12 protein-coding genes are annotated in these 13,315 nt (G+C 63.0%); 4 read left to right on the forward strand and 8 right to left on the reverse strand.

What is annotated here, in order from left to right:
* Positions 1-8: 8 nt before the first annotated feature.
* A complete protein-coding gene (mutS, locus tag GV829_RS04035; protein ID WP_246203026.1) occupies positions 9-2,651 on the reverse strand; it encodes a DNA mismatch repair protein MutS in 2,643 nt (880 codons plus the stop codon).
* 174 nt (positions 2,652-2,825) lie between these two features.
* Here mutS and GV829_RS04040 point away from each other — a divergent pair, with 174 nt between their 5' ends.
* Entirely contained in the window at positions 2,826-5,090 is a 2,265-nt protein-coding gene (locus GV829_RS04040; RefSeq protein WP_169944060.1) for an NADP-dependent malic enzyme, read from the forward strand.
* Positions 5,091-5,166: 76 nt separating this feature from the next.
* Here the strand turns inward: GV829_RS04040 and GV829_RS04045 are convergent, their stop codons facing one another.
* Positions 5,167-5,685 (reverse strand): outer membrane protein assembly factor BamE, encoded by a 519-nt coding sequence (locus GV829_RS04045; RefSeq protein WP_169944064.1) that lies wholly within the window; start codon positions 5,683-5,685, stop codon positions 5,167-5,169.
* 185 nt (positions 5,686-5,870) lie between these two features.
* Here GV829_RS04045 and GV829_RS04050 point away from each other — a divergent pair, with 185 nt between their 5' ends.
* On the forward strand, positions 5,871-6,395 hold the full coding sequence (locus tag GV829_RS04050; RefSeq protein WP_169944066.1) for a ubiquinol-cytochrome C chaperone family protein: 525 nt from the start codon (positions 5,871-5,873) through the stop codon (positions 6,393-6,395).
* Positions 6,396-6,398: 3 nt separating this feature from the next.
* Positions 6,399-6,995 (forward strand): DUF177 domain-containing protein, encoded by a 597-nt coding sequence (locus GV829_RS04055; protein WP_169944069.1) that lies wholly within the window; start codon positions 6,399-6,401, stop codon positions 6,993-6,995.
* 12 nt (positions 6,996-7,007) lie between these two features.
* Here GV829_RS04055 and ssb read toward each other — a convergent pair whose 3' ends face one another.
* From ssb to GV829_RS04080, 5 genes are all read right to left on the reverse strand, one after another.
* Positions 7,008-7,535 (reverse strand): single-stranded DNA-binding protein, encoded by a 528-nt coding sequence (gene ssb / locus GV829_RS04060; protein WP_281356173.1) that lies wholly within the window; start codon positions 7,533-7,535, stop codon positions 7,008-7,010.
* 34 nt (positions 7,536-7,569) lie between these two features.
* Complete coding sequence (feoB, locus tag GV829_RS04065; RefSeq protein ID WP_169944072.1) at positions 7,570-9,426, reverse strand: ferrous iron transporter B; 1,857 nt, start codon at positions 9,424-9,426, stop codon at positions 7,570-7,572.
* Positions 9,423-9,725, reverse strand: a complete 303-nt coding sequence (locus tag GV829_RS04070; protein ID WP_343042855.1) for a FeoA family protein — start codon at positions 9,723-9,725, stop codon at positions 9,423-9,425. Before GV829_RS04070 ends, feoB begins: the two co-directional genes overlap by 4 nt.
* A 93-nt stretch (positions 9,726-9,818) precedes the next feature.
* Entirely contained in the window at positions 9,819-10,490 is a 672-nt protein-coding gene (locus GV829_RS04075) for a COQ9 family protein (RefSeq protein ID WP_169944076.1), read from the reverse strand.
* A 35-nt stretch (positions 10,491-10,525) separates the two neighbouring features.
* Entirely contained in the window at positions 10,526-11,455 is a 930-nt protein-coding gene (locus tag GV829_RS04080; protein WP_169944078.1) for a DMT family transporter, read from the reverse strand.
* Positions 11,456-11,610: 155 nt separating this feature from the next.
* Between GV829_RS04080 and GV829_RS04085 the strand changes: the two genes are divergently transcribed.
* Positions 11,611-12,705 (forward strand): alkene reductase, encoded by a 1,095-nt coding sequence (locus tag GV829_RS04085; RefSeq protein WP_169944080.1) that lies wholly within the window; start codon positions 11,611-11,613, stop codon positions 12,703-12,705.
* Between the two features lie 40 nt (positions 12,706-12,745).
* Here the strand turns inward: GV829_RS04085 and GV829_RS04090 are convergent, their stop codons facing one another.
* Complete coding sequence (locus tag GV829_RS04090) at positions 12,746-13,312, reverse strand: hypothetical protein (protein WP_169944082.1); 567 nt, start codon at positions 13,310-13,312, stop codon at positions 12,746-12,748.
* Between the last annotated feature and the right edge of the window lie 3 nt (positions 13,313-13,315).

Below are 13,315 nucleotides of genomic sequence, written 5' to 3' on the forward strand. Positions count from 1 at the left end.
CAACTGATCTAGGCCCGACCGCCGTCGACCGCCAGCCCCTTGAGCCTATAGATGGCTTCCAATGCCTCACGCGGTGTCAAGCTGTCCGCATCTAGGGCGGCCAGCGCCTCGCGCAGGGGATCGGTCTCTTGCGGTTCCGCCTCCGCCAGCGAGGCAAACAGCGGCAGATCATCGAGTCCAGCAGCAAGCCCTCCCGTCTGGGCCTTGCCTGCCTCCAGCTTTTTGAGCACTTCCTTTGCCCGGGCAATCACCGGTGCAGGCACACCGGCGAGCCGTGCAACAGCAAGCCCATAGCTGCGATCCGCCGGCCCCTCGCCCACCTCATGCAAGAGAACCAGGTCACCCTTCCACTCGCGCGCGCGCACATGGTGCAGCGACAGTGCGTCGAGCCGTTCGGCGAGCCGGGTCAGCTCATGATAATGCGTCGCGAACAGGCAACGGCTGCGGTTCACCTCATGCACCGCTTCAACCACAGCCCAGGCCAGCGCCAGACCGTCATAGGTGGATGTGCCCCGCCCAACCTCGTCGAGGACGACAAAGCTGCGTTCGGTGGCCTGAGACAATATTGCCGCAGTCTCGACCATCTCGACCATGAAGGTCGATCGCCCCCGCGCCAGATTGTCGGACGCCCCCACCCGGCTGAACAGCCGGTCAACCAGACCCAGCCTGACCCGGCTCGCCGGCACGAAACTGCCCGCCTGTGCCAGCAGGATGATCAGCGCATTCTGCCGCAGGAAGGTTGATTTGCCGCCCATGTTGGGGCCGGTGACCAACCACAGCCGGTCTTCGGGCGCGAGGGCCAGGTCATTGGCCACAAAGGGCTCACCCTGCGCCGCCAGCGAAGCCTCGACCACCGGGTGCCGCCCGCCCGACACATGGAGGCAGGGCTCGTCAGCAATCTCGGGCCGGCACCATCCTCCCTCGACCGCGCGCTCGGCAAGCGCCGTCGCAACATCAATCCGGGCCAGCGCATCGGCAGTGGCAGCAATAGGGTCCGCCCGTGCAGCCACCATCGCCAGCAAGGTTTCGAGATGCGCTGTCTCCGCGGCCAGCGCATGGGCACCGGCCTGTACCACCCGCGCCGCTTCTTCGGCCAGATCCGGCGCGTTGAACCGCACCACCCCGGCCAATGTCTGGCGATGGGTAAAACCGGAATCCGCCGTCATCAGCGCATCGGCATGTTTGGCCGTCACCTCGACATGATAACCCAGCACCGCATTGTGCCTGATTTTGAGCGAGGCGATGCCGGTGCGGTCGCGATACTGCGCCTCAAGCGCGGCAATCGCGCGCCGCCCGCCCGCTGCTGTCTCACGCAGGGCATCGAGCCCGGCATCATAACCCGCCGCAATATATCCGCCACTGGCGCTTTCGGTCGGCGGTTGGGGGACCAGTGCGCGCTGCAATTCGTCGACCAGCGCGCCATGCCCGTCAAAGGCAGGCAGCAAGGCAATGAGGAGCGCCGGCAATCCCGCCAGTCGCCCCAGCCGTTCGCGGAGCGAGCGAGCGCCATCGAGCCCATCGCGGATCGCACCCAGGTCACGCGGCGAACCCCGCCCTGCAACAATGCGCCCCAATGCCCGGCCGACATCGGGCAACGATGCCAGCGATTCACGCATGGCAAAGCGCTGCCCATCCTGATCCACCGCCCATTGCACCAGATCATGGCGCGCGTTGATCATCGACGCATCGGTCAGGGGAGCTGACAGGTCAGCGGCCAATTGCCGGGCGCCCGCGCCGGTGATGGTCCGGTCAACCGCCGCCAACAGACTGCCCGCCCGGCCGCCATTGGCACTGCGCGTGATTTCGAGACTGTCCCGCGTCGCCGCGTCAATCAGCAGCGCCTCGCCCGATTGCCTGCGCCTTGGCCGCTGCAACCAGGGCAATTGCCCGGCGCCTGCCCGGTCAAGCCAGGCCACCAGTGCGCCCGCCGCTGCCAGTTCGGCGCGGGTAAAATCGCCCAGTCCATCAAGCGTCGAAAGCCCATAAAGCCCGGTCAATCGGGCTGCGCCGCGCCCGGAATCAAAATCCCCCCGTGGCCGTTCATGCAACAGCACCGGCGGCACTTCGGCCACCATCGGACCACCTTCCGCAACCAGCACTTCTGCCGGGGACAAGCGCGCCAGTTCAGCAGCCACCCCATCTCCCAACGGGCCCAATTCGAAACAGCCGGTCGAAACGTCAACAGCCGCCCAAGCGCGCTCCCCGGCCGCTTCGGCCAGCGCCACCAGCCAGTTGCTGACCCGACTGTCGAGCAGCGCATCCTCGGTCAGCGTGCCTGCCGTGACAAAACGGACAATCGCCCGTTCGACCAGCGCCTTGGAGCCTCCACGCCTTCTCGCCTGTTCAGGCGTTTCGACCTGTTCGGCAATGGCTACACGGTGGCCGGCCCGGATCAGCCTTGCGAGATAGCTTTCGGCCGAATGGACGGGCACTCCACACATGGGAATGGCCTCGCCACCCGATTCCCCGCGCGTGGTCAGGGCGATGTCGAGGGTTTGCGCCGCCACCCTGGCGTCATCAAAAAACATCTCGAAAAAGTCGCCCATGCGATAGAAGAGCAGGCATTGTCCTGCCTGCTCCTTCAACGCATGATATTGCACCATCATCGGTGTCATGCCGGCCGGTGCCGTTGGTTGCCCCTTTGCGCTCATCGCCCCAGCCCTAGCCGAGCCATCGCGCCAAGCAAAGCATAGGCCGCATCAAATTCCCTGCAAGAAAAGCATGTCTGCGGGCTGGACAATCCGCCTGTTCAGCGCGATTGCCCCTGTCACCATAATGCCGCTAACGTAGCGGAAAGCGTCGCGCAGGCTGTGAGAGGGTTTCGAGTGAACGACCGCACCAAGAATGAATTTTCCGATCGGGAAGCCTTGTTGTACCACAGCCACGGTCGCCCCGGCAAAATCGAGATCATCGCTTCGAAGCCGATGGCGACCCAGCGGGACTTGGCCCTCGCATATTCCCCGGGCGTCGCCGTCCCGGTGCGCGCTATCGCCGATGATCCGGCCACCGCCTACGACTACACTGCAAAGGGCAATCTGGTTGCTGTTATCTCCAACGGCACCGCAATCCTTGGCCTGGGTAATCTCGGCGCCCTTGCCTCCAAGCCGGTGATGGAGGGCAAGGCGGTCCTGTTCAAACGCTTTGCCGATGTCGACTCGATCGACATTGAGGTGGCAACCGAAGACCCAGAGGCCTTCATCAACGCGGTGCAGCTGCTCGAGCCAAGCTTTGGCGGCATCAACCTTGAAGACATTGCAGCGCCCAACTGTTTCATCATCGAACAGACGCTGAAAGAGCGGATGAACATTCCGGTGTTCCATGATGACCAGCATGGCACCGCCATCATCACCGCCGCCGGATTGATCAACGCGGCCTGGCTGACCGGGCGCGAGCTGGAGGACATGAAGGTGGTGGTCAATGGCGCCGGCGCGGCCGCCATTGCCTGCACCGAGCTGATAAAGGCGCTCGGCGTGCGACACGACAATGTCATCATGTGCGACCGAAAGGGCGTCATTTGGCAGGGCCGCACCGAAGGCATGGACCAATGGAAATCAGCCCACGCCGCCAAGACCGAAGCGCGTACCCTCGAAGAGGCGCTCAAAGGCGCTGATGTCTTTCTGGGCCTGTCCGCAGCAGGCGCGCTCAAGCCCGACATGGTCATGGACATGGCCAAGGCACCGATCATTTTCGCCATGGCCAATCCCGACCCTGAGATTTCTCCGCCCGATGCCAAGGCAGCACGACCCGACGCGATCATTGCCACTGGCAGGTCCGATTTCCCGAACCAGGTCAATAATGTGCTGTGCTTCCCCTTCATCTTCCGTGGAGCGCTGGATGTCCGCGCGACGACAATCAACGACGCCATGAAGATCGCCGCCGCCCGCGCCATCGCCCAGCTGGCGCGCGAGCCGGTGCCCGAAGAAGTGGCCGCGGCCTATGGCGGGCGCGCTGCCAGCTTCGGCCATGAGTATATTATCCCGGCGCCCTTTGACCCGCGCCTGATGGAAGTTGTGCCGGCCGCCGTCGCCCGTGCCGCCATGTTCTCAGGTGTCGCGCAGCGGCCGATCGAGGACATGGATGCCTATCGCCAGAGCCTGCGGGCCCGCCTCAACCCGACAACGTCGGTGCTGACCCTTGCCTATGAAGCGGCAAGGAAAAATCCGCGCCGCGTCCTGTTTGCCGAGGCAGAGGAAGAGGTCGTGTTGCGCGCCGCCATCCAGTTCCGCGAGGGCGGATACGGCATTCCGGTTCTGGTCGGACGCGATGGTGTACGCGACAAGCTCAAGGAACTGGGCGTCGCCGATCCCGACAGTTTCGAACTGCACAATGCCAAGCACAGCCCGCTGGTGCAGGATATGACCGACCGGCTTTATGAAAGGCTGCAACGGCGTGGCTATTTGCGTCGGGATTGCGAGCGCATGGTCAATCGTGACCGCAACATTTTTGGCGCGCTTTTGCTGGAAATGGGCCACGCCGATGCCATGCTGACCGGTGTTACCCGTACCTATGCCCAGACAATGCGCGAATTGCGCTATGTGCTGGATCCTGCCGAAGGCCGCACTCCGTTCGGCATCCATGTTCTGGTCGGGCAACATCACACCGTGTTCATGGCCGATACCACGGTCAATGAACGTCCTTCGGCGGAACTGCTGGCCCAGATCGCCCGTGAAACCGCCGCTGTCGCCCGCCGCATGGGCCACGAACCGCGCGTTGCCTTTCTCTCCTATTCGACCTTCGGTAACCCGCCGGGCAACTGGCTGGACAATATCCGCGATGCGGTGGCCATTCTCGATGCCGAAGGGGCCGAATTTGAATATGAGGGCGAAATGGCACCCGACGTTGCCCTCAACATGAAGATGCTGGCCAAATATCCCTTCGCCCGCCTTTCCGCTCCGGCCAATGTGCTGGTGATGCCCGGCCTGCAATCCGCCAATCTTTCGGCCAAACTGCTGCGCGAGCTGGGCGGTGATTCGGTGATCGGGCCAATGCTGGTCGGTATGGAAAAGCCGGTCCAGATCGCGCCAATGGCGGCATCAGCGAGCGAACTCGTGACCTTGGCCGTACTGGCCGCTGGTGGCATCGCCAACTGACCGGCCAGATCAGGCAAACAAAAAGGCCCCGGAGCAGCGCTGATCCGGGGCCTTTTTTGTTGCGCCGTGGCGGCAATCAGCCGCCGGGGCCACCACCGGGCCCGCCGGCGCCAGCTGCGCCCACTGTCCCGATGTTGCCAAACAATTCCTCAAAAAAGCTGCGTTCGCGGCCAAGTGTCGGCGTGCTGTCCGATTCGGGCCGAATATTGGCAACCGTCTCCACCCCGGTCCGATCAATAGCGACAACATTGCCGGCGGCATCGAACCGGACGCGAACGAGCATCTGTTCCACCGGGCGCGGGCTGGCAAAGGCAAGCTGGCGGGTATTGCGCGACAGATAGTACCAGTCGCTGGCCTGATCCGCCGTAACAATCTGTGACTGGCCGCCAACCACGCCAAACTGGCTGGCGAAGGTAGGGCGGCCGAGCGTCCGTTCGACCGAGGCGCGGTTGTCGATGCCGACGGCCACCGAATCAAGCAAAAGCGAATCAACGATATAGCCCTGATGCGAGCGCAACTGTGTGCAGCCGCTGCTCATCAGCGCGGCGGGCAGAACAAGGGCGAGAGCGGTCTTGAGGGCACGGGTAGAGCGCATGCGGCGCAAATCCTTCCTGGGCTGCCGGATGGGCCGGCGTTGGGCTGGCGGGCTTTGCCCCGTCGCCGCGACGGCGACCAGCCCTGACGCAGCCTTAGGCCATCTGCCCCTTGCCGCACAAGGGGCAGCACACCGGTCCCGACAGCCCCTTTGCATTGCGCGCGCACCGCCCCTATCTGGCGGTCATGAACCTGTTCCAGCGCCTCTTTGCCCGCCAGCCCGATCCTCGTCAGGCCTATCGCCCCGCCTATGAGGCGATCGTTGCCCGCGGCCGCGCCCCGGCATGGTATCTGGGCGGCGTGCCCGATACGCTCGACGGACGCTTCGAGATGATCGCCGCCGTGCTGGCCCATGTCCTCCTCCGGCTCGAAGCTGATCCAGCCATGGCCCAGCCCAGCGTCCACCTCACCGAATTGTTCGTTGATGACATGGACAGCCAGCTGCGGCTTATCGGCACCGGTGATCTTGTTGTCGGAAAGCAGGTAGGCAAGATGATGTCGGCCCTTGGCGGCCGTCTCACGGTCTACCGCGAGGCCGGGGGTGAAGCCGCGGCACTGCGCGCCATCCTTCTGCGAAACCTCTGGGACGGAGACGATGCCGGGGAGGCAATTGACCGGACCGCCGCCCGGCTTGCCGCCTTTGCCGCCGCGCTGTCCCCCCTGTCGGCCGACACCATCCTGGCAGGGCAATTGCCCGACGTGGCGGATTAGGCTGTGGCCGAAGATCGCGACATTGACCGCCCTGCCGACGCGCCCGGCGATGCCGGGACCACCGGAGAAGGGTTCCACCGACTGATCACCGCCGCAGAGGCTAGGCGGCTGACCGGCCCGCTCGAGATCGTGGCCAATGCTGATGAACGCGTAGCGGTTGCCACCCGTTTCGATCTTGTTGCGCTCGACCGGTTCGAGGCGCGGCTCGAGTTGGTGTGTGACGGCGAGGACCTTGTCGTCAGCGGGTCAATTGATGCCGATGTCGTGCAACGCTGCGTCGCCACCGACCTGCCGCTGCCGGTGCGGGTCGAATCGACGATAGCGGTGCGCTACGTTCCGCTAGCCCGGCTGGAAGCCGCTGAAAATGAAGCGGAAATTGAGTTGGGCGAGCAAGACCTCGACATCATCGGCGTCCCCCCCGGTACCAAGATGGACCTCGGGGACATGCTGTCAGACTCGCTCTATCTTGCCCTCTACCCCTTCCCGCGCCACCCCGACGCCGATACCTTCCTCAAGGAACGCGGCGTCCAGAGCGAAGCGGAAGCGGGTGCCTTTGGCGCGCTCGCGGCACTGCGGGACAAGCTGAGCGGGCCTGAATAGATCGGTAACCGGTCAGAACGGCACTTCGTCGTCGAGATCATCCGGGAAGGGTGATCCGCCGCTGCTGCGGCCGCCACCAAAATCATTGCCGCCACCCGGGCCGCCGCCCTGGTCCCAGCCGCCCGAGCTGCCGCCGGACGATCCGCCCCAATTGCCGCCTGAACGGGCACCGCCGCCAGCGCCGCCGCCTTGCGCGCCATCAAGCATGGTCAGAACGCCACCGACACCCACAGAGATTTCGGTCGTGTAACGGTCATTGCCGTCGCGATCCTGCCATTTTCGGGTTCGCAAGGAGCCCTCGATATAGACCTTGCTGCCCTTTTTCAGAAAGCGTTCGACAACGCCGACCAATCCTTCGGACTGGATGACAACATTATGCCATTCGGTGCGCTCCTTGCGCTCACCGGTGGCACGATCTTTCCAGCTTTCGCTGGTGGCAATGCGGATGTTGGCAATCCGCCCGCCATTCTGAAAGGACTTGACCTCCGGATCAGCACCCAGATTGCCGACCAATATGACCTTGTTGACGCTGCCCGCCATTATCGTTCCACTCCGTCACTGCGGCCGGAAGCGATCAGCCCAGCCCGAATGCCACGGCAACCCAATAGGTCACCCCTGCTGCGACATAGGCCAGCGCGAACAAATAGCCAACCATGAAGGCAGGCCATTTCCAGCCATTGGTCTCTCGCCGGGCGACCGCGATGGTCGAAATACACTGCGGCGCGAACACAAACCATGCCAGGAAGGCGAGGGCCGTTGCCAGCGACCAGCGTTCCGACAGGCTGTTGGCGAGAGTCGTCGTTGTCGCATCCTCATCATCACCAGCCTCAATCGCATAGGCCGTTGCCAAGGCCGAAACCGCGACTTCTCTCGCAGCCATGGCGGGCAGGATCGCGATGGCGATTTCATGATTGAAGCCAATCGGCTTGGTGACAACTTCGATAACTGATGCGATCCGACCGCCGGCACTGTATTCGAGCTGGCTGCCCGGCACGCCATCGGGAAGCTTGGGATAGCTGAGCAACAGCCAGAGCGCGATTGTCGTCACAAAGATAATCGTGCCGGCTCGACGCAGGAAAACCCACGCCCGCTGCCACAGGCCAAGCAGCACATCGCCCGGGCGCGGCATCTGATAGCGGGGGAGTTCCATCAGAAACCCGCCCTTGGCACCCTTTGTCACTGTCCGGCGCAACACCCATGCCACGAGAAAGGCACCAACAATCCCGGCCAGGTAGAGGCCAAACAGGACCAGTCCCTGCAGACCGACCCCCGGTCCGACAGGGTGGGCGGGAATGAAAGCACCGATGATCACTGCATAAACCGGCAGACGTGCCGAACAGGTCATCAATGGCGCAATCAAAATGGTGGTCAGCCGGTCACGCGGATCGGCGATGGCACGCGTGGCCATGATGCCGGGAATGGCGCAGGCAAAGCTGGACAAGAGAGGAATGAACCCCCTGCCGGAGAGACCTACCCTGGCCATTAGCCCATCCATCAGAAAGGCAGCACGCGCCATATAGCCGGTGGATTCGAGCAGCAGGATGAAAAAGAAGAGGATCAATATCTGCGGGAGGAAGACGACAACCCCGCCAACACCTGCAATCACGCCTTCGACGATCAGGCTACGCAAAAATCCGTCAGTCATCGCGGCGATGACTGCATCCGCCAGCATCCCTTGCCCGGATTCGATCCACCCTATGGGGGCTTCCGCCAGACTGTAGACAGCCTGGAACATGACAAACAAGAGACCGAGCAGGATCAGGAACCCAAAGATCGGGTGGAGGAACAGGCTGTCCAGCCGCTGTGTCCAGCTACGATGAGGGGTTTCAGAAATGATGGCGGCTGCGCTCAGTTGCCGTGCGCGGTCACGGCGCTGGCGCTCATCCAGAACTGGCTGCGTGACCGTCACTCCGCCATCAACGACCGAAGCCAGGGCCTCTTGCAACTCGGCAAGCCCTCGTTTCCGGACAGCGACGGTCGGAATGACAGGCACCCCAAGCTCCGCCGAAAGCCGGACCGGATCGAGTTCCAGCCCATCCCGCTCCGCCATGTCCACCATGTTGAGGGCCACCACGGTTGGCAAACCGAGCGCCAGCAGTTCAAGTGCAAAGCGAAGATGATTGTCGAGATTGGCAGCATCAACAACAATGATCAGCCCGTCCGGCCGTCGTTCGCCGTCCTGGCGGCCAAGGAGAACATCCTTTGTCACCTCTTCGTCCGGACTGCCAGGCGTCAGAGAATAGGTGCCGGGCAAGTCAATCAGCTCAACCGGGCGGCCATCGGGAAATTTGGTCCGGCCTGAATGGCGCTCGACGGTGACGCCCGGATAATTGGCGATCTTTTGGCGCGCACCGGTCAAGGCATTAAACAAGGAACTTTTGCCGGCATTCGGATTGCCGACAAGCGCGACCAACGGGAGTATCGTGGTCATGCGCCTGACAGACCTCCAACAGGTGAGGACGCTGCTTGAGCTGCATCTTCGGGTGCCACCAACGAGATGGCAGCTGCGTGCACTGCCCGCATCACAACGCGCATCCGACCAATGCGAATGGCTAGTGGATCACGAAAGAACAGCGATCCGCGGTGCAAAATTTCTATATCCATGCCCTCATAGATGCCAAATTCGCGGATCCGGCGAGCCTCTCCTGAATCAAGCCTTGCCCAGTCAATATGGGCAATGCGGGCGACACGGCCGACCGGCAACCGGTCGAGGGACAGGGGGTGGCTCATTTGCATTTGCGAGCCATTATCAAACAAGCGGGGTGGTGGGAAGCAAAAGACGAAGGTCGCACCATCAGGCCAACCGGTCTCACCGACCCAGCATCAACGCTTGGCGGGATAGCGCAGACGCCCGACAAAACGGGTCAGGCTGGGGCGATAGTCCGATCCGCGTGACCAGCCGGCCTTCCACCTTTCAAACCGCATGACCCCGTCAATCCTGCGCGACAAAAAAGCACGAGTTTCAGTCAAGTCCTCGCTCTCATCGTCCAGCAACACCGTCATGGTGGATGCATAGACGGCAGAGAGGGTGAGCCTTTTGGTATAATGATTATAGTCAGTGGCGGTGTCCCCGGCGAGCCGCCACATCCGGTCGACAGTCCGCCAGCCCAGCCGGACCGCGCGCGGCGCATTCTGCGGCATGGCCAAAAGAGTGGCGGCGCGACGGAGCGCTTCACGGTCAGGCGCAATAATGTCGATCCGCGCTTCCACCAAGGCAGTGATCCGTTCCCTTATTTTCATTGCGGCGAGCTTGGCCGAAGGAAGGCGTTCTTCCATGCGCGCATCAATCGACGCAAACCAGGCGTCAATCATGTCCACCGGCCCATCGGCAAAGGCAAGGCGGGCCAGATCTGCATCAACCCCGTGCATGTCGGCTGCAGCCGTCACCGCCGCAACCGTCCAGCCATCAAAAGCGGCATTGGCGGCGATGTCACCAATCAAGCCAAGGCGGATTTCGTCGAGTGTGGGATCAGCGGGGATCGGCTGGGGGGTCATGGGCGATCATCCTTCGAATCCTGTCTCTGCACAGGCTAGCGGGCAGGTTCCGCCGTGGCATTGCCGCCGCCTTGAGGCAAGCGAATCAGAACAAGCGCCACCGCAACCATCAGACCGCCAACCAAATCTATCGCACTGAGGCGTTCCTCGTACAATATCCACCCCGCCATGGCCGCGATGGCTGGCTGGCTGAGCAAAGTCAGGCCCACCACCAGAGCCGAAAAATGCGGCAAGGACCATATCAGCAAGCCTTGCCCGATAATCTGGCTGGTTAGCGCCAGCAACAAGACGGCAGTCCAGTCCCCCGGAATGATCCTTTCTCCCAGCAAGGTCGCAAACAAAAAGAGCGGGACAATTCCAGCTGCACTCGACAAGGCCAGTGTCGGCCAACTGGGCAGACTGTCCCGCGCCCGCTGCATCGCCAGAACGTAACCGGCATACAGCACGCCAGCGAGCAGACACAGGAGATCCCCGATCAACCGGGCCTGCCCTTGCTGGCTGCTTTCGGTCATCAGCAGGACCGCCCCTGCAAAAGCCAGCACCAGAGCAAGGCCTTCAAAACCGCGCGGTAACCGCCGGGCAAGCAAAAGGGTGGTCACGGCCAAAATCAGGCTGGCTGCATTGCCGAACAGCGTCGCATTGGCCATTTTGGTCTGCAATATGCCCAGATGCCAGCTGCCGAGATCGGCAGCAAAGAAAACGCCACCCAGCAAGGCCAGACCCCATACGGAACCGGTCGGCCAAGGCAAGGGCGCCCCGGCCTTTCGTGACAGGCTGCGCCATTGCCAGGCGGCGAAGGCGAGCAACAGCGGCAGCGCAAGGGCGAGCCGCCAAAAAGCCGCGGCCACGGGTCCGACATCGGCTTCCCGGACAAAGGCCGGGCCAAAGGCCAACGCCGCATTGCCGCCCAGCAGGGCGACAAAGGCAAGTGGAGAACCACTGCTGCGCTGAGCATCCCGGGTCATTGGCGCGTTATCCTGCTCATCCGAAGACTGATGCCGTGACAAGTTTTTCTTCGCAACGGAAACGCTTGCGTGGCTGTGCCACGGCTCCTAGCTTTTGCCTGACCGCCTGTCTCGGCGAGAATGCGGAAAAGACAAGAGAAGGAACGTTTTGATCGATGCCCAACCTGTTTGACCCTATCCAGCTTGGCGCAATTGCCGCCCCCAACCGCATCCTCATGGCACCGCTGACGCGTGGCCGGTCCAGGGATGTCCACGTGCCGATCAGCGACTTGAAGGCTGATTATTATGCCCAGCGCGCCAGCGCCGGCCTGATCATCGCCGAAGCGACCGGCATCAGCCAGGAAGGAAGCGGCTGGCCCGCCGCACCAGGCATCTGGAACAATGAACAGGTGGAAGCGTGGAAACCGGTGACCGATACGGTGCACAAGGCAGGCGGTCGGATCGTCCTGCAGCTGTGGCACATGGGCCGGCTGGTGCATCCGGACTTTCTCGGCGGCGCCCAGCCGGTTTCTGCCAGCGCGACGACCGCGCCGGGTGATGCCCATACCGCGACCGGCAAAAAGCCTTATGTCGAGTCGCGGCCGCTGCGGCTGGACGAAATTCCAAGGTTGATCGGCGATTATGTCAACGCCGCCCGCAATGCGATGTCCGCCGGATTTGATGGAGTGCAACTGCATGCAGCCAATGGCTATCTGATCGACCAGTTTTTGCGCGGCAACAGCAACTTTCGCGACGATGACTATGGCGGGTCGATCGACAACCGCATTCGCCTGTTGCGCGAGGTGACGACAGCACTGGTCGGCGAAGTCGGTGCGGGCAGGACGTCGGTGCGTCTGTCACCCAACGGCGAGACACAGGGGTGTGACGATGAGCAGCCTGTGGCATTGTTCACTGCCGCAGCCAAGGCGCTGCAGGCGCTCGACATCGGTTTCCTCGAGCTGCGCGAACAAAAGACTTTCGGCAATTTCGGGGCCAGCGACGTTCCGCCCGTATCCCCCGACATCCGCAAGGTCTTTACCAATCCGCTGATCCTCAATCAGGAATATACGCTCGCCACGGCGACCGCCGATGTCGCCTCCGGTCTGGCGGATGGCATCAGCTTTGGCCGGCCCTATATCTCCAACCCGGACCTGGTCGACCGGCTGCGCGCCGGGGCTGACCTCACCCCGGACAATATGCGCACATGGTATTCGACCGGCCCCGAGGGGTACACCGATTATCCCACACTTGCGGCAGCGTCCGCCGCCTGAGTTCCGGAATGACCGCTCCGCCTGCTGGCAGCCGGAGCGGTCATTCAAGCTTGTCGAGCCACTGGCCGATGCGGTCGCGAATGCTGTTGTTCAGCCGGAACAGGATGAAGCCCAGCACCAGCAAGACCGGCCACCCGATGATCAACCCCACGCCCAGCGCCATCACCAGCGAGAAGGCCAGAACGATGGCAAGGCCATTGAGTCGGGCGAGGTGCGGCGCCGTGAGCACAATCAGGCGGGGACCGCGCGGATCATAGAGGCGATGTGTGGTGAGCGAGGCGCCACCGCGCCCATCCGGTTGCAGGCGGAAAAATGCCTTGGTCAGCGCATTGGCACCCTCGCCCGAACCGGCAGCCCCTGCCATTCTGGGAGAGGAGGACGCGCTTGCCGCGGTCGGGCGAGCGGAGGCTCTGGCCGCCGCCTGATGCGACGCTGCCTTGGCTGACAGGGCGCCAGGCGCGACGCTGGCAGCCTTGCCGGGCCTGACCACATCGGCCCGTGCGGGCATGGTCCCCGTCAGTTCGACATTGCCAGCCCATTGGTCAATGACGATCAGCCGCCGGCCGCGTTCCTCAATGCGATAGCGCGAGGGCGGCAAAGGCGTCATCGG

Source organism: Sphingomonas lacunae, from assembly GCF_012979535.1.
Taxonomy (GTDB): Bacteria; Pseudomonadota; Alphaproteobacteria; order Sphingomonadales; family Sphingomonadaceae; genus Sphingopyxis; species Sphingopyxis lacunae.